Genomic DNA, 16,890 nt, shown 5'->3' with positions numbered 1-16,890 from the left:
ATTCAGGGCATTTCACTCATCTGCAAGCGCAGAACCCCTCCATTTACCAAATCCTGGTGGCGAATGCCTATACCGGTTTCTGGTTTTCCATTGAAGCTTTTTCGTTGAATGTAATACCGGTCGGGACCGTTGTTTTCCGCCCAGATCGTAACCGTTTTTCCGGGGTAGTAGTCCGGGTGGAGGCGGATGACCGCTTTGTCAAAAATCGGGCTTCCCAGTTCGTACAGCGGATTTTCTTCCGTTCCGGCGTTCATCTGAAACAAGCCCAGTTTCATCAGCACGGCCAGGGATCCCATGAGGCCCTGATCTTCGTCTCCGTTGTAGCCCAGATGGGGGCTAAGTGCGGAAAAGGCACGCTCCAGTACTTTCCGGGACCAGTATTGGGTGAGATCGGGACGGTCCAGGTAATTGAACACATAGGCCATTTGCATGGAAGGCTGGTTGCCGTAATTGACGGGAATTCTCCGGTATTCGGGATGCGTTTCCACCGCGTGGGAGGTGCCGGAGGTGAATCCGAGTTTCTCTGCTTCCAGGAATTGCTGCTGTAGTTTTTCCACTGCTTTTTCTTTTCCGCCCATGAGTTCGGCCAGGCCGGGTAAATCATGCGGTACAAACCAGGTAAATTGCGCCCCATTGGCTTCTACAAAACCCTTTCCATAGTCGTAGGGATCATAGGGATCCATCCATTGCCCTTGCATATTTTTGGGCCGCATCCATCCGCTAGCGGGGTCGAAAACGTTCTTGTAGTTTTGCGAGCGCGCTAAAAACAGCTGTGCATCGGCCTCTTTGGACAGGGCTTTGGCCAGTTGGGCCAGTGTCCAGTCCTGAAAGCTGTATTCCAGCGTTTGTCCGGCGCCCTGTTCGTGTCCACCAAACCGGCCTCTTGGGTTGGGGTAGGGGACGTAGCCCATATCGATGTAGTCTTCCACATTTCCTCCCAGGGCGGTGCGGTGCTCGTAGCCGGATTTGCTCATCATTCCTCCCGGGAGGTGGTTTTTCTTCAACCCCTCGTAAGCGGTTTCCACATCAAATCCGCGGATCCCTTTTTGGTACAGGCTGACGAAGAAAGGCGTGGAAGAAGCGCCTGTCATGACATACGTGTAGTTGCCTCCCGAAGGGCCCCTGGGAATCAGCCCGCCGTCTCGGTAGTACTGCAGAAAACTGTTGGCAAATTCCTCGGCAATATCCGGGTAGACCAGTGACCAGAGTACACCTATGGTCCATTGGGCGCCCCAGAAGGAATCGGAATTGAAATGCCGGAAACGGGGATTGCCGGCCTCGTCCAGCGGCAGCTGTCCAATCCGGAAGGTGTCGCCGGTGTGATCGGGATAGGCGCCGTTTACATCGCTGATGGTACGCCGGCCCTGAAGAGCTTTCCACAAATCGGTGTAAAACCGGCGGCGCTGCGTTTCGGTGTTTCCTTCCACCTGTATGCGGCTTAGCAGTTCGTTCCACAGGGCACGAGTATCCTGTTCTACCCGGTCAAAGTCCCAATGCGAGAGTTCCTTTTCCATGTTTTCGCGGGCGTTGTCCGGGTGGGTGTAGGAGATGCTTACCTTCATTTGCAGGGCTTCGCCGTCCAACTCCCCAAAGCCCACAATAATATGGGGGGAATCTGACTGCTCCACCCAGCCGCTAATGGGCCGATCAAATGCCACCTGAAAATGGACGGTGATGGGGTGTGGGCGCCGGGAAGTCGGTTCGTTGGTAACGCTTCCCTGCAAGGTGTGGTCGTCCAGCTTTTTTAAGCGACCCTCCACCATGGCGCTGGGCCCTAACATTCCTCCCAGATGAAACAGGACACCGGACTGTTTTCCAGAGGGAAAGCGGTAGCGGTGCAAACCTACCCGATGGGTAGCGGTGAGCTCTGCGTCGACCTGAAAACGATCCAGGTACACCCGGTGGTAGCCTGCCCGAATCGTTTCCCGATCGTGACTGTAGGGGGAATAGTAGTCAGAAAGCAGGTCTTCGGGTGAAGCGGTATAGCTAACCGGCATGACCGAGACCCCGGAAAGTTGCCAGGCGTGAATATGGCTAAACCCTTTGATGCTGTCGGCATCGTAACGGTAACCACTGTTCCATGCCCCGTCCAATTCGTGGTCCGGGCTCAGGTTGACCATCCCAAAAGGCCGGGTAGCCGAGCTAAAGTAAAACCACCGGGAATTGGCAGCGTCCAACAGGGGGTAGACCTGGTCTACCGGTTCCGGCTCGGGTTTCGACTGAAAACCAAAAAGAGGAAAAAGCGCAAGCAGTACAAACAGGAGGAAACGATTCGAGGTCATGGAGGTGGGGTTACGCAGGGTTTTTGGAAAGTGCCAGCTGCCAGTTCCAGCTGTCACGAAGGGAATCTTCCAGCGTGTATTTGGGATGCCAGTCCAGTTCACGGGTTATTTTTTCAGTATCGGCCCATACTTTTTCCACGTCTCCGGGCCTTCTGGGGCCGATTTTATAATTTAAGGCTTGCTTGCTGACTTTTTCAAACGCCTGAATTACCTCCAGCACGGTATTTCCGGTGCCAGTGCCTACGTTGAACAGGTCGTAGAAGGGTGCGTTTTTTCCGCGGAGATAGCTGATCGCCTTTACATGGGCTTCGGCCAGGTCCATCACGTGAATGTAATCCCGGACACAACTGCCATCGGGGGTGTTGTAATCGTCACCAAACACGGTCAGTTCCTTCCGGATACCCAATCCTGTCTGGGTGACAAAGGGTACCAGATTGGAAGGGACCCCGAGGGGCAACTCCCCAATGTGTGAGGAAGGATGGGCGCCAATGGGATTGAAATACCTCAGCGCAATGGCCGCCAGTTTCGCCTCGCTTTTAACCTGATCGACCAGGATGTCTTCACAGATTTTCTTGGTATTGCCGTACGGACTTTCGGCCACTTTCCGGGGCGTACTTTCCTTGACTGGCAATTCGTCGGGTTGTCCGTAAACGGTGCAAGAGGAAGAGAAAACCAGGTTTTCTACCCCGAATTTTTCCATGGTTTCCAAAAGTACCACTAGGGAAAAGATATTGTTGCCGTAATATTTCAACGGTTTCTGGGTGCTTTCTCCGACCGCCTTGTAGGCAGCAAAATGAATCACCCCGGTAAGCGCATGCTCCGAAAAGATTTTTTCCAGCAAGCTGCGATCGTTGCAATCCCCTTCGTAGCAGGGGATGGATAGGCCGGTGATTTTGGAAAGACCTTCCAGTACGTTTTTTTCGGAATTCGAAAAGTCATCAACGATGATGGGTTGGTAGCCCGCTTCCACCAGGGCTACTGCCGTATGGGAACCGATGTATCCGGCACCTCCCGTAATTAAAATATTTTCCATGATCAAATATAAAGTTTAATTCATTTTGGGGGAAACATTCCCGTGCTTTTTCCGCCCTAATTGGGCTTTTTTATTTAGAGAAAACCGGTTGTAGGAGAATTTCTTTTGTGTTTCCCGATAGATTTCGTAAGTTTGCGAGCTGAAAGGAGGTGTATATATATGATCGTAGTAAACGTTAAAGAAAACGAGTCCATCGAAAAAGCGCTAAAGCGTTTTAAGAAAAAGTTTGACAAAACCGGTGTCATCCGTGAGTTGAGAAGAAGGCAACATTTTGAGAAGCCTTCGATAACCCGACGTACAGAGGTAATTAAAGCCGCCTACAAACAACGAATGCAGGAACAGGAAGGGAAATAAGAAATCCTTTCGTTTTCATAAAATTATTGAGCATATTGGTGTATGAAACCACCGATATGCTTTTTTCATTTATAAATTACCTGGAACACGAAAAGCGGGCCAGCGCGCATACCGTACTGGCCTACACGAAAGATCTGGAGCAGTTCTCCGCATTTTCCGTGGACGCCTTTGGGTTGCAGGGTCCCGAGGAAGCGGGCCACTCCGAAATACGGGCCTGGATGGTGGACTTGATAGAAGAGGGCCTTTCGCCCGCAACTGTCAACCGCAAAATGGCTACCCTGCGGACCTTTTTTAAATTTTTGGTGAAGTCGGGTCGCATCAGCCGTGACCCCACGGTCAAGATTCAATCCCTGAAAAAAGGGAGAACGCTCCCAGCTTTTATACCCGAAAAGGAAGTGGAAGCCCTTTTGGAGGCGGCAAACTACGGATCAGATTTTGACGGGCAGCGCGATCGCATGGTCTTGCAACTCCTGTACCTTACCGGCATGCGTTTGTCGGAGTTGATTGGGCTGCGCTGGCGTGCGGTGGATCTCGAAAGCGGGCAGATCAAGGTACTCGGGAAAGGGAAGAAATACCGAATAATTCCAGTGTCTATACGACTTCAAAAAAATATTCTTGCCTACAAAAAACTATTCGAAGAAACATTTTCATTTGCAGACGGAAATGACTATTTTATCGTTAGAAACAGTAAGGAAGCAGCTTATCCGATGATGATTTACCGAATTGTCAGAAAATACCTCGATCTTTTTATTCAGACCACCCATAGAAGTCCCCACCTTATGCGTCACACTTTTGCCACCCACTTGCTTAATAAAGGAGCCGACCTCAATGCCGTCAAGGACCTGCTGGGGCACTCCAGCCTGGCTGCTACCCAGGTATACACCCATAATTCCATCGAGAAACTGAAGGCTGTGTACGAACAGGCACATCCCAAAGCGTAAATAAAAGTTAAACTTTTAAACAGTGATTATTATGAAATTACAAATGCATTCCATTCATTTCGATGCCGATCAGAAGTTGATCAATTTTATCCAGAAAAAGGCGGATAAACTCGATACGTATTACGATCAGATCATTGACGGAGAAGTTTTTATGAGGCTGGATAAAAATGATAAGAGTGAAAATAAGATCGTAGAAATCAAGTTGAATGTACCCGGAAAGCAACTTTTTGCAAAAAGTCAAAACGATTCCTTCGAAGCAGCAGCAGACGATTCGGTGGAAGCCCTGCGAAGGCAGATCAAAAAATTCAAGGAAAAACTGGTTATCGCCAAGCAATAGCTAACGCATTTTCACAACCAAAAAAGCTGCCCTTGCGCAGCTTTTTTGGTTTCTTGCCGTTTGGTAATACCCTTAGGGGGCAATTCGTTCCACCCAGTAGTATTTTTTGCCCCATTTCCGCTTGGCCTCCGCAGTGTCTCCGCTGAGAATTGCATCCACCATGGCCTGCCAGTACTTTGGGTCCCAGTTCAGGCTGGCCAACTGGCTAGTAAAGGATTCCTTCGGGAGCTGCTCCAGGGTGGGCGCATCACAAATCAGAAACCGATACTGTTCGGGCACCTCGGCCAGGCGGGCAAAGGTTTTCATGGGATAGGCGGTTCCCAGGCCAATTCGGATCTTACTGGCATAATGGGGATGCCCCAAAAAAGCGATCGGGCTGTTTTCCGGGATGGCTGCTTGCTCCAGGTGGGCACGAAGCTGTACCCCCTGATGGGGAATGGACAAGGGATACGAAACCAGCGTAAGGTTAAAAAACACCAACAGAATGGCGGTTCCCAGCACCTGAACCCGATAAGCGGGAAGCTTGAGTTGGAAGGCCAGAAAGAGGCTCAGGAGGCTACCTGCCAGCCACTGCAAGTACAGGTACCAGGGGCTTTCCAGGCCAATCAGTGGCAAAAGGGCTACCAGCAGCAATAGCCAGTTGATGCCCAGAAAAACCCATGCGGCTGCTTTCAGGCCGCGGTGAAGGTTTTTTTCCGGTTGCTTCAGTAGCAGCGCTGCCAGACCCACAGCGGCAAGGGGAGTGACGGGCAGCAGGTACCGTTCGTAAAACGTGGATACCATGCCGGTCATGGCAATGATAGACAAGACCCATACAGCAAGGAAGCCAAAAAAGGCCTTGTTTTCCTGAAAGGTGGCCGCAGCCGTTGTACGTATTCCCTTTAGCGCCGGCAGAAACCAAGGCACAAACAAAACGATCATCAGCAGCAATGCCAACGAGAAATGCCGGGCAATTAGCCAAATCCTGCCCCCAAGACGCATGCCCAGCTGGTCCTCGTAAAAGGAATCCAGGTACACCGGACCGAACCGAAGATACATGGCCACAAACCAAAACAAGCCAACGGCAATGCCGCTCAGCAGGGCGGGTGGATGCAGCAACTTCGGCAGGGAAAGGGCCCTCCAGGGATTCAGCCATAAGTAGGCAAGGGCAATGAGTCCCAACGCGGCCGCAGGCAGGCCCTTTACCTCAAACGCCAGCCCAAGGCTCAGATAAAACAACCATAGGTACCGTTTCGGGGCATCCTCACCGAATCGAAGCAGTCCCGTTACTCCCAGGGCTGCCAGGGTAACAAAAAACGCCAGTAAAATATCCGGAATGGAGCGCGTGCTGCTGAAAACCAGTACCGGATGCGTGGCCGCGATCCAGGCCGACCACTGCGGCAGACGGTTGTCACCGCCGGCCATCCGGGCGATCAGGTATACCAGGGGAATCAAGGCAGCCCCTGCCAGCAAAAACAGCAGTCGGGAGGCCAGGGCGGAAACGCCTACCGTTTCAAATCCCGCCAGTACGGCCCAATAAGTAAGGATGGGTTTCTTGAAACGCAGCTCCCCGTTTCCCAGATAGGTGGTCAGGTAGTCCCCGTTTTGCATCATTTGCAAGGCGGCGTCTGTGTAATACATTTCGTCCGGATAATGCAGATGAAAATCCAGGGCAAACGGTGCGATCAGCAGCAGGAAGGCGATCAGGGGCAAGGAAAAGCCGTTTGTCCAATGCAGCGGTTGTTTCATGAAGTAAAAAAGGAGGTGCGAAAGTAAGAAAAAATACTGCTTTTGGGAAGAAACGCCTTCCCAAAAGCAGGAGTTTCATTAGATTTTTACGCGTTTGCCTTTTTCTGCGGATTTCAAAATGGCTTCCACGATGGCGATGTCCCGCAAGCCTTCTTCTCCGGGTACCAGCGGCGCTTTGTTTTCCAGAATAGCCAGGGCATCGTCGTCCATCTGTTTGGCTTGCTGCCAGGGCACCTGGTAGGGATGATTGATCTCTCCCAATGGGCTTTTTCCTTTCACTCCCGCATAGGCAGAGTAGGGCTGCATTTCAATGTTGCCTTCTGCACATTCAATGGTCAGATAATTCACGCTTTCGGCAAAGCTGGTTTTGATGTCGGCAAAAACACCCCCCGGAAACTCCAGCTTGGCAGTCACCACATCGGCAAGGCCGTCTTTGTAGATGTCCGGACGGGTGGAGATGGCCGATGCCGACACCACCGCGATCGGTTCCATATGGGTGCCCAGGCGGGCTCCTTGTATGGAATATACCCCCATATCGTAAATGACGCCGCCACCCATTTCTTTCTTTTGCTTCCAGTGGTCGGTTCGGTTTTCCCGGTAGCCGGCAGCGCAGTCCACGTAGTTGACGCTCCCCAGTTTGTTTTGTTGCACAATGGAACGGTATTCCTGGGTATTGGGCTCGTGCTGCAGGCGGTAGCCAATGGTCAACTGCACCTTGTTTTTCTTGCAGGCGTCGATCATGCGTTGACATTCCTTGCTGGTCACCGCCATGGGTTTTTCGCACCAGACATGCTTGCCGGCGTTGGCAGCGCGGATGGTGTATTCGGCGTGCATGGAGGGAGGCAGCACCACGTAAACCACGTCTATATCCGGATTGTCCGCGATGCGATCAAAGTTTTCGTAAGTGTAGATGTTTTTCTCGGGTATCTGGTATTTTTCCTTCCAGGCCTCGGCCTTGGATGGGGTGCCGGTGACAACTCCGGCCAGGTAACAATGCTCGGTTTGCTGCAAGGCCGGGGCCAGAAGGTCGGTGCTGTAATAGCCCAACCCTACCAGTGCCACACCGATTTTCTCTTTCCTGGAACGGGCCAGGAGTTGTAGGGGGTTCACCAGGGCAAGGCTGCTGCCAAGCGCCAGGGTCTTTAGGGCATTTCGTCTGGAATGCGTGTTCATTGGGTTTTCTCGTTTGGTTTGATAAAAAAGGGATCTCCAGCGTTTTCTGGTTTTCGTTTTCAATATAAGGAATTTTACCGGCTGCGGCAACAGCTGGAAAAGCCCTGGCAAGGCGGCGGGTTTGGCCTTCGGGAATGTTTTTGCGGCTCCATTTGCCCCCGCTTTCAAAAAACCGTAATTTCGTTGAAATTTTGTTGTATGGCCCAACCAGAGATTTCGGTAGTTGTTACCGTGTTTAACGAAGAAGGAAACATTCCCCCCTTACTGGAAGCAATCTACGCCGCACTGTCTTCCATCGCTTACGAGCTCATCCTGGTGGACGATGGATCGACGGACCGCTCTGTGGAGAAAATGAAGGCCCTCGCCAATGAACACACGCGCGTGCTCATCTTCAACAAGAATTACGGACAGACAACGGCGTTGGCGGCAGGCATCGATCATTCCAACGGGCAGTACATCGTGACCATGGATGGGGACTTGCAAAACGACCCCAGCGATATACCCATGATGCTGGATCTGGCCAAAAACGAAGACTGGGACGTGGTGGCCGGCAGAAGGGCCAACCGGCAGGATGGCTTTGTGCTTCGGAAATTGCCCAGCAAAATGGCCAATTGGCTGATCCGCACCACCACCAAGGTGTACCTGTCCGATTACGGCTGCAGTCTGCGGATCTACAAGGCGCACATTGCCCAAAACATGGGCTTGTACGGAGAATTGCACCGCTTCATTCCGGTGCTTGCACGGCAGGAAGGTGCCCGCATGACGGAAGTGGATGTGAAGCACCATCCGCGCATCCACGGCACCTCCAAATATGGCTTAAGCCGCACCTTCAAAGTGATTGCCGACCTGATCCTGATGCTTTTTTTTCAAAAGTACTTTCAGCGGCCCATCCATATTTTCGGTACGCTGGGCTTGCTCTCGTTTGCCGTTGGTGTATTGGTAAACATTTACCTGCTTATCCTGAAATTGCTGGGAGAGGATATCTGGGGTCGCCCCATACTGTTGGTGGGCTTTATTTTGGTCCTGGGTGGGGTGCAGCTGATTACCACCGGTATCGTGGCCGAAATTATCGTCCGTACCTACTTTGAGTCGCAGAATAAAAAAACGTATACCGTGAAAGCCATTCATCAAGGTGGGCAAAAAACGACTTAAACTTTTCCTTAAAATTCTCCTGACGGGAATTGCCCTGTATGTGGTTTTTAATAAAATCGATACAAAGACCACCTGGCGGGTCATCCAATCGGCACACCCGGGCTGGTTGGCCCTCGCCTGGCTGTTTTTTATCGTATCCAAGGTGTTTAGCGCTTTTCGGTTAAACCGCTATTTTTTTGATATTGGCCTGCACCTGCCCCAATCCAAAAACCTGAAATTGTATGCGATAGGCATGTTTTACAACCTGTTTCTGCCCGGGGGAATCGGTGGAGACGGATACAAGGTGTATTTGCTCAATAAAACTCACGGGGCATCGGTGAAGAAGTTGATCCATTGCGTGCTGCTGGACCGGGGCAATGGCCTGGCCGTGCTGCTTTGGCTGATGTTTGGGCTCATGCTTTTTTTGGACCTGGACTGGAGCCTTCCCATCTCGCCGTTTTGGCTGGGCTTGCTGGCCATGGCCACACTTCCATTCGGCTTTTATTTGGTCATGTATCTTTTTTTTCGCCCGTTTATGTCCTCCATTCCGGTAAGTACCGGCTACTCTTTTTTAAACCAGGTATTGCAGCTGTTCAGCGCCTATTTTCTCCTGGCGGCCCTGGAAGTGGAACACCAATTTGTTACTTACCTCTTTGTCTTTCTGGTTTCGAGCACGGTATCGGTGTTGCCGCTGACCATCGGTGGTGTAGGGGCCAGGGAATTGGTATTTGTGTATGCGCACGATCTGGTGGGCATTGATCGAAACGTCGCCGTTGCCTTTAGCCTGTTGTTTTTCCTGATTACCGTGCTGACCTCGCTGAGTGGGATTTTTTTCAAATTCAAAAAATAGGAATGAAACCTTTCTTAGCTTGGAAGGACGACCTGTGGGGTTGCACGATTTTTGTGTAGCTTAGGCCAGAAAAACCAACCCTAAATCGAATATGTACGAATACGCCTATCCCCGCCCTGCGCTGAGCAGCGATGCGCTGGTACACGATGTGTCGAAAAACCGTGTTTTGCTAATCAAGCGAAAAAACCCTCCGTTTCAAGGCAAATGGGCCCTGCCGGGAGGATTTGTGGAGGAATACGAATTGCCCGAACAGGCCTGTAGGCGGGAGTTGAAGGAGGAAACTGACCTGGATGTGTCGGAAGGGAAAATGGTAGGAGTATTTGGAGAGAAGGGCAGGGATCCCAGAGGCTGGATGGTAAGCGTTGCTTTTTTATTTACCCTTACGCAGCCGGCCACAGCTCGTGCGGGCTCGGATAGTAGCGAGGTGGCCTGGTTTTCGCTCAGCGATCTTCCCGAACTTGCCTTTGACCACCAAAAAATGCTTCAGCAGGCGGGGTTGATTTAAACCATAATCTGTAAACTTTTTTCAGGTCGGGGCTATTTTCGTCTTTAAATCCCCTAGCCCCCTTTGGTATAGGGAGAATTGCTGAAAATCTGATTTTTAGCGAAAATTAAAAATTGTAATCGGGTTGATAGACCGTCAGGCTTTCGGATTCCGTAGAGCCAAACGACTATAATTCCCCATTATCAAGGGGGCAAGGGGGATTTTTTTGTATTTTGACCAGTTTCAGGCCGGGTCACGCACCATTATCCTATATTAGGTTTACTCTTTTTTTCCATTTACCGCATTTTTTGCGTAAGCCTATTTCAGGACGGGGCTATTTTCGTCTTTAAATCCCCCAGCCCCCTTTGGTATAGGGAGAATTGCTGAAAATGTGATTTTTAGCGAAAATTAAAAAATGTAATCGGGTTGATAGACCGTCAGGCTTTTGGATTCCGTAGAGCCAAACGACTATAATTCCCCCTTATCACCTTAGATTTGCTTTAATTGAGATATCAGGCTGATCAGGTATTGGTTAATCGGGCCAACCTAACCTAGGAGGTAGGGAAAATACCCGGCAAAGCTGAAAAGGATGAAATCCCGGTGCAGCGGAAGAACGCGATTGGGATTTTGCCCAAAACGAAAAAAACCTGACCACAAAGGGCCAGGTTTTGATTTTATAATGGTTTGTTAAAGGCAATTAGCCAATGGAAATACGCTTGAAATCCACTACCGTCAGGCCTTTATTGACACTTTCCAGGTATTGGGCGATGGTCTTTCCGGGATCCTTTACAAAGGTCTGGCTAAGCAGGGTGTTTTCCTTGTAAAATTTGTTTAGTTTTCCCAGGGCGATTTTCTCCAGCATGGCTTCGGGTTTGCCTTCCTGCCTTGCCTGCTCTTTGCCTACCTCAATTTCTCGTTCTACGAGCGAAGCATCCACGCCGTCTTTGTCTATCGCGACGGGATTCATGGCCGCAATTTGCATGGCCACGTCCTTTCCGGCATCGGAAACGGCTTCTCCGGACTGGTTAAGGGCTACCAATACACCCAATTTTCCATTGGAATGTATGTAGGGTTCTACGGCCTCTCCGCTAACTATTTCCAGGTGCGAAACTTCAATTTTTTCGCCGATCTTGCCGGTCATTTCGGTGATTTTCTCACCGATGGTAATTCCTTCAAAGGGCAGGGCCATTACCGCATCAATGGAGTCGGCATTGGCGCTAACGGCGGCCTCCAAAATGGCATTGGCAAAGCTTCCAAATTCCTCGTTTTTGGCGACAAAGTCGGTCTCACAGGTGAGGGAGATCAGCGTGCCGGTTTTGCCATCCGCACTGACATGCGTGGCGACCACGCCTTCTTTGGTTTCCCTGTCTGCCCGGGAAGCGGACACTTTCTGTCCTTTTTTTCTCAGGATGTCAATAGCTTTTTCAAAATCCCCTTCTGCTTCGGTTAGGGCTTTTTTACAGTCCATCATCCCGGCGCCGGTCTTTTGTCTCAATTTGTTTACCTCTTGTGCAGTAATAGCCATTGGTCTATGTATTTTTTGTTGATTGAAAATTAGGTGGTGACAGTAAAACAAAAATTGAACACGAGGCCCTTGCCCGTGTCCAATTTTTATTGCGACAATGTCAAAGTGGATTATTCGTTGGTTTCAGCGTCGGCCGCTTTTTTTGCTTCCTCCTCTTCGGAGAGTTTGGCTTCGTCTTTGTCTTTTTTACGTTCAGACAAACCCTCTTCAATGGCTGCACCGAAAGCTTTCACCAGGAGTGAAATGGATTTAAACGCATCGTCATTGGCAGGAATCGGAAAGTCCACCTCGTTGGGGTTGGAGTTGGTATCCACCAATGCGAATACAGGTATGCCAAGCTTTTTGGCCTCGGAGAGCGCAATGTGCTCCCGTTTGATGTCTACGATAAATAGGGCTGCGGGAAGACGGGTAAGGTCAGCGATGCCACCCAGTACGTTTTCCAGTTTGTCCCGTTGGCGGCTGATCATCAACCGCTCTTTTTTAGCCAGGTTGTTGAAGGTTTCGTCCTTGGACATTTTGTCGATGGAGGACATTTTCTTCAGGGACTTTCGGATGGTCGCAAAGTTGGTCATCATGCCGCCTAGCCACCTTTCTGTGACAAAGGGCATTTTGAGCCTTCTGGCTTCCTCGGCTACCAGGTCCTTGGCTTGTTTCTTCGTCGCTACAAACATGACTTTTTTGCCTGAGCGAACGATCTGCTTGATTGCGTTGGATGCTTCTTCAAGGCAAACGAGCGTTTTGTTTAGGTCGATGATATGGATCCCATTCTTCTCCATGAAGATATAGGGTGCCATTCTAGGGTCCCACTTTCTTGTTAAGTGTCCGAAGTGAACACCAGCATCCAGTAAGTCTTTATATTCTATATTGGCCATTTAATAAAATTGTTGTTTTCTAGTTTGTGGAAAGAATGATCCAAATTATCGTTTGGAGAACTGGAATCTTCTTCGTGCTTTTCTTCGTCCTGCTTTTTTACGTTCCACCATTCGGGAATCTCGGGTCAGGAATCCTTCTTTTTTCAACGGTCCGCGGTGCTCTTCGTTGATCTCGCAAAGCGCCCGGGAAATCGCCATGCGGATGGCTTCGGCCTGTCCACTGATTCCTCCTCCGTCTACGTTGATAGTGATGTCGAAGGCTCCGTCTTCGTTGACCAATACCAAGGGTTGCTTCACCACAATTTGGTGCAACTCAAAGGGGAAATACTTGTCCAGTGCCCGTTTGTTAACCGTAATGGCACCGTTTCCGGCCTTCATGTAGATTCTGGCTACCGATTCTTTTCTTCTTCCGATTTTGTTAATTACTTCCATGGATGGCTGGCATTAAAGTTTTACTTCTTTTGGTTGCTGTGCGCTGTGGGGATGTTCTGAACCGGCATATACGTACAGGTTGGTGTACATTTTCCTGCCCAGTCGGTTTTTTGGCAGCATGCCTTTAACGGCTTTTTCTACCAGGGTCCGGGGAGCCTTCTCCATCAGGATTTTTGGGGTAGCGATGCGCTGTCCTCCCGGGTATCCTGTATGACGAACGTACACCTTTTCGTTCCATTTCTTGCCTGTAAGCCTGATTTTCTCGGCGTTGATGACAATCACGTTGTCACCACAGTCCACATGAGGGGTAAAGTTTGGCTTGTGCTTCCCTCTCAACATTTTTGCCACTTCACTCGCAAACCGGCCCAGGATTTGGGATTGGGCATCCACTACCACCCAATTTTTATCCACCGTGGCATCGTTCGCTGATATGGTCTTATAGCTTAAAGTATTCACTGTGTAAACGTTTAATAATTAGCTTGTTAAATACATTTCACCCTCAAAAAGGGACACAAAGATAGAAGTTAATTCCATCAATTGCAAAGGAATCTAAAGTTTACTGCCTTATTTTCACAAGAATACGCTTGTTGGAGAAGCCTTGTCTGGTTTCAGACCTGTCAGGTTTCCAAAACCTGACAGGTCTACTCGCTCGCTAATCCATTTCCTTAAAAAGCGATTCCAAATCCAGCACAAATCCTTCGATGCATGCTGATTTGACGCTATCTCCACTGGTAAATAACCGGGAGGGTACATACTTGTCCGCTTTGAGTGTATACACCAGCAGGGTCTGCTCATTCGGATGAATGATCCAGTATTCCTTCACCCCACTTTCTTCGTAGACTTCGTATTTATATTGGAGTTCCTTTTTGTTATTCCCCGGGGAAAGAATTTCGATGATTAGTTCCGGCGCTCCCAGGCAACCGGCCTCATCCAGTTTTTTTGGATCGCAAATCACACAAATATCCGGCTGCACCACGGTGAAAATTTCTTCGTTCTTCAATGATTTTACCGGTAAGCGCACATCAAAGGGAGCTTCATAGACTTCACAGGGCTTACCTTTTAAGAATTGGTACAATTCGGTGGCTATGTGCAGGGATATTTTTTGGTGCAGCCTTTTGGGAGCGGCATTCATTTTAAAATACCGCCCCTTGATGATTTCCATCCTCTCTTCCAGGTCCCAACGTAGGTAGTCGGCATAGGAATAGGGCCCGTATTCCGCTGCGGGTTCATTTACGCTGTTGGAGCGATTTTCGTCCATGGTTCAATTTACAAATAAAATGGGGGTAATGGAATTTGTTTTTCATCAAAGGTATGAAGTGGAGGTAAAAGGGACCGGGCTGAAATGACTAACCTTTCACGATTGATCCCAGCCGCATATTTTAGGCAGCTCGGATGATATCCGCTTTAATATTAGGAAATCACTTACTCGTTAGGGAAGCTAGAATCCCGGTTACGCCAGTGCAAAACCTGCCAGGTCTCAATCATTTTGTAGGAAAGGATGGGTTGTATGTCTCGATAAACAACGAATATCATCCGGATTTTGATGAAAGTCAATTGAGGTATAAGGTGATTCGATTTGATTTGGAGAAATGAATGGGATAGCTCTGCTCTGTGCAAGTCTTTCTTTCGGGGGCACAGCCCGGTGTGGATAGCTTTTGACACCCCTGAATCTGCGAGTCCAATTGCAAGTTGGGAGATTAAGTTGTTTCCGTTAATGCTTTTGTTCCCTCGTTTTCGAATTTTTAGTTCTGATTGCCTTGATTAGGGCTGCCGAAGGACAATGGTTCTATTTAGTGGTCGCTGATTCTTCTTCCTACTTTTGGGCCTGGAAATACCAAACCTGTAGGCAGGAGATCAAGATAAAAACCCTTCCCCTCGAAATCCCCACACCCTCCTGAGTAAATTCAGGACAGGCTCGCTTTTCTGCCGGCCTTTGCAATTGACTCTTTCCAAGCCGTTTCGTCAAAGATGGTAGCTACTTGTAATAAAGGGATCAAGGTTTTATGAGTTGGATTTGCTACACTAAACTAGATAGAGGAGATAAATTTCCGCCTTGCAGATTTTGGCGTTAAGAAATTCGGACGGAGGGAAGGGAAGGGCAGAGGCATGTTTGACGATGGTTTTGGTTTGTAATTGCCTTTCTTAACGAGCTTTTATTACCAAAACCTGAGGAGTTTGCCTATGCGCGGGGGGCGTCCGTATTTTAGCTAAAAGATGCACAGCGGCGGGGTTTTTGGTTACTTTTTGCCCCCGATTCGCTGGCTGCTCGGGACATGCTCTGAAGCAAAAAGTGACAAAAGTTAAAAACCCAATTGACCGCCGAATTCCTTTTCCAGCCGGGCACCGTACCTTTTTAACACTGGCCTTTTTGAGTTTTGCAAAATGCTATCTAAGCTAATTAGCGGCTTTTGAGAGTAATTGTGATTTCCTTTAGTTAGGTGACCGCTTGAATTACCGGATTAGAAATAGAAAATCCGGTTTTCTGGAGACTCAATTCGCTCCCTTTATCGGTGCACTATCGTAGCCCTGGGTAATCAGAAGGCGCAGCCGGAGTATTTGTAACCGATTGTTCCTGGCATTAGCTTTCCAGCGGTATCCTGGACCCCACTCTTCCGTTAATCCCGCTGCTACTAACTGGTCTTCTCTAATTGCTTGATCAATACCGCAAAATCCTTGGGGTAAGGGGCTTCCGCAGTGATGGGCTCACCGGCCAGGTTTTGAAAACTAATGGAACGGGCGTGTAGGGAAACCCGCTGCATGATGGGACGTTCTTCGGTATCTTTTTTCAGGTTAAACTTCCGCTTGAGCTGGGACAGGTAGAGGGGCTTGCCGCCATACAGCGTATCCCCACATATAGGAGCACCCAGATAGGCCAGGTGTACCCGGATTTGGTGCAACCTGCCGGTGATCGGCTTGCAGGCGATCAGGCTGTGGGTAAAATAGGTTTTTAGGGTTTTGAAGAGCGTTTGCGCCGGTTTTCCCTGTGCCGCAATGCGGGCAATCCCCTTGTTGCTGGCCGTCAGGTTGCGGTCTACCAAAACGCCATCAAGATCGTGAATGCCCTCGGCTACGGCATGGTACACTTTTTCTACGGTACGGTCTTCGAATTGCAGGGCGATGTGCCGGTAGGCTTCGGGGTTTTTGGCAAAGACCAGGCAGCCGGAGGTTTCCTTATCCAGCCGGTGGCAGACCTGCAAGTCTTCCCAATACTCCTTCCCGATGGCAAGCATGTTTTGCGCTTCATGCCGGTCTTCCAACGTAGCGAAGTAGGGAGGTTTGTTGACGATGATGTAATCCTCCGTTTCCAGCAGTATCAGTGATGTAAAGTCTATTTTTTTCATGCCTCCCTATTTCGGCCCAAAGTTCCGAAATTAGCCGGTATAAAAAAACCAAAAGAAAAGAAAGGGGCAGGGTATCACCTGTCGCCTCGTATTTTTCGCAGCGGCCGCAACGGGTTCGCTACGCATGCGGCGGCTTGATTCATTGTGCATCGTACACGCAAAAAACACAAGATACAGAGGCTGGTAAAATTACGTCATCGGTAGAATTAACTTTTTTTAAACGCAGCAATCTGAATGACGGTATTTATTTTTAACTATCTAAAAATCATTATGTAAAAAAATCAAGAGTGATATCAAATAACCTCCCCTATAATACTCCCCATATGTTGGACCAAAAGTATCAGTCGTTAAGTTAACTCATTTATTTGATATTACCTCCTTAGTTGTCTTATTTCCCAAGGGTACCC

At 49.4% G+C, this 16,890-nt stretch carries 16 protein-coding genes; 6 read left to right on the top strand and 10 right to left on the bottom strand.

Annotation, left to right across the window (positions count from 1 at the left end; all coding sequences use genetic code 11):
• Window positions 1–2: 2 nt before the first annotated feature.
• Both GCU44_RS20560 and galE read right to left on the bottom strand, forming a co-directional pair.
• A complete protein-coding gene (locus GCU44_RS20560) occupies window positions 3–2,282 on the bottom strand; it encodes a GH92 family glycosyl hydrolase (RefSeq protein WP_154859212.1) in 2,280 nt (759 codons plus the stop codon).
• Between the two features lie 10 nt (window positions 2,283–2,292).
• Entirely contained in the window at window positions 2,293–3,315 is a 1,023-nt protein-coding gene (gene galE / locus GCU44_RS20555) for a UDP-glucose 4-epimerase GalE (RefSeq protein ID WP_154859210.1), read from the bottom strand.
• Between the two features lie 159 nt (window positions 3,316–3,474).
• Between galE and rpsU the strand changes: the two genes are divergently transcribed.
• Genes rpsU through hpf form a run of 3 tightly spaced genes read left to right on the top strand, consistent with a single transcriptional unit; the run spans window position 3,475 to window position 4,947 of the window.
• Window positions 3,475–3,669 (top strand): 30S ribosomal protein S21, encoded by a 195-nt coding sequence (gene rpsU / locus GCU44_RS20550; protein ID WP_092176810.1) that lies wholly within the window; start codon window positions 3,475–3,477, stop codon window positions 3,667–3,669.
• A gap of 56 nt (window positions 3,670–3,725) precedes the next feature.
• Window positions 3,726–4,610 (top strand): tyrosine-type recombinase/integrase, encoded by an 885-nt coding sequence (locus tag GCU44_RS20545; RefSeq protein ID WP_154859208.1) that lies wholly within the window; start codon window positions 3,726–3,728, stop codon window positions 4,608–4,610.
• Between the two features lie 31 nt (window positions 4,611–4,641).
• Window positions 4,642–4,947 (top strand): ribosome hibernation-promoting factor, HPF/YfiA family, encoded by a 306-nt coding sequence (gene hpf / locus GCU44_RS20540; protein ID WP_092176807.1) that lies wholly within the window; start codon window positions 4,642–4,644, stop codon window positions 4,945–4,947.
• Window positions 4,948–5,019: 72 nt separating this feature from the next.
• Here hpf and GCU44_RS20535 read toward each other — a convergent pair whose 3' ends face one another.
• Window positions 5,020–6,675 (bottom strand): ArnT family glycosyltransferase, encoded by a 1,656-nt coding sequence (locus GCU44_RS20535; protein WP_154859206.1) that lies wholly within the window; start codon window positions 6,673–6,675, stop codon window positions 5,020–5,022.
• 78 nt (window positions 6,676–6,753) lie between these two features.
• Window positions 6,754–7,848, bottom strand: coding sequence for a Gfo/Idh/MocA family protein (locus GCU44_RS20530; protein ID WP_154859204.1), 1,095 nt, complete (start codon window positions 7,846–7,848; stop codon window positions 6,754–6,756).
• 198 nt (window positions 7,849–8,046) lie between these two features.
• On the opposite strand from GCU44_RS20530, the gene GCU44_RS20525 reads away from it, so the two are divergent.
• The 3 genes from GCU44_RS20525 to GCU44_RS20515 all read left to right on the top strand — a co-directional run bounded on the left by GCU44_RS20525 (window position 8,047) and on the right by GCU44_RS20515 (window position 10,334).
• Window positions 8,047–9,000, top strand: coding sequence for a glycosyltransferase family 2 protein (locus GCU44_RS20525; RefSeq protein WP_154859239.1), 954 nt, complete (start codon window positions 8,047–8,049; stop codon window positions 8,998–9,000).
• Window positions 8,981–9,829 (top strand): lysylphosphatidylglycerol synthase transmembrane domain-containing protein, encoded by an 849-nt coding sequence (locus tag GCU44_RS20520; RefSeq protein ID WP_092176799.1) that lies wholly within the window; start codon window positions 8,981–8,983, stop codon window positions 9,827–9,829. Before GCU44_RS20525 ends, GCU44_RS20520 begins: the two co-directional genes overlap by 20 nt.
• 91 nt (window positions 9,830–9,920) lie before the next feature.
• Entirely contained in the window at window positions 9,921–10,334 is a 414-nt protein-coding gene (locus GCU44_RS20515) for an NUDIX domain-containing protein (RefSeq protein WP_154859202.1), read from the top strand.
• A 676-nt stretch (window positions 10,335–11,010) separates the two neighbouring features.
• Here the strand turns inward: GCU44_RS20515 and tsf are convergent.
• The 6 genes from tsf to GCU44_RS20485 form a co-directional block, all read right to left on the bottom strand.
• Window positions 11,011–11,838 (bottom strand): translation elongation factor Ts, encoded by an 828-nt coding sequence (gene tsf / locus GCU44_RS20510; protein ID WP_092176794.1) that lies wholly within the window; start codon window positions 11,836–11,838, stop codon window positions 11,011–11,013.
• Between the two features lie 110 nt (window positions 11,839–11,948).
• Window positions 11,949–12,710 (bottom strand): 30S ribosomal protein S2, encoded by a 762-nt coding sequence (gene rpsB / locus GCU44_RS20505; protein WP_092176791.1) that lies wholly within the window; start codon window positions 12,708–12,710, stop codon window positions 11,949–11,951.
• Between the two features lie 45 nt (window positions 12,711–12,755).
• On the bottom strand, window positions 12,756–13,142 hold the full coding sequence (rpsI, locus tag GCU44_RS20500) for a 30S ribosomal protein S9 (protein WP_154859200.1): 387 nt from the start codon (window positions 13,140–13,142) through the stop codon (window positions 12,756–12,758).
• A 12-nt stretch (window positions 13,143–13,154) separates the two neighbouring features.
• Complete coding sequence (gene rplM / locus GCU44_RS20495) at window positions 13,155–13,598, bottom strand: 50S ribosomal protein L13 (protein ID WP_092176786.1); 444 nt, start codon at window positions 13,596–13,598, stop codon at window positions 13,155–13,157.
• Between the two features lie 196 nt (window positions 13,599–13,794).
• Window positions 13,795–14,400, bottom strand: a complete 606-nt coding sequence (locus tag GCU44_RS20490) for a Uma2 family endonuclease (protein WP_154859198.1) — start codon at window positions 14,398–14,400, stop codon at window positions 13,795–13,797.
• A gap of 1,372 nt (window positions 14,401–15,772) precedes the next feature.
• Window positions 15,773–16,483 carry an RluA family pseudouridine synthase gene (locus tag GCU44_RS20485; protein WP_154859196.1) on the bottom strand — a complete coding sequence of 237 codons (711 nt, stop codon included), beginning with the start codon at window positions 16,481–16,483 and terminating at the stop codon, window positions 15,773–15,775.
• Between the last annotated feature and the right edge of the window lie 407 nt (window positions 16,484–16,890).

The organism is Cyclobacterium xiamenense (assembly GCF_009467825.1).
In the GTDB taxonomy this organism is placed as follows: Bacteria; Bacteroidota; Bacteroidia; order Cytophagales; family Cyclobacteriaceae; genus Cyclobacterium; species Cyclobacterium xiamenense.
Note: the sequence above shows the minus strand (reverse complement) of the source record. Positions and strands in the feature narration are given on the sequence as shown.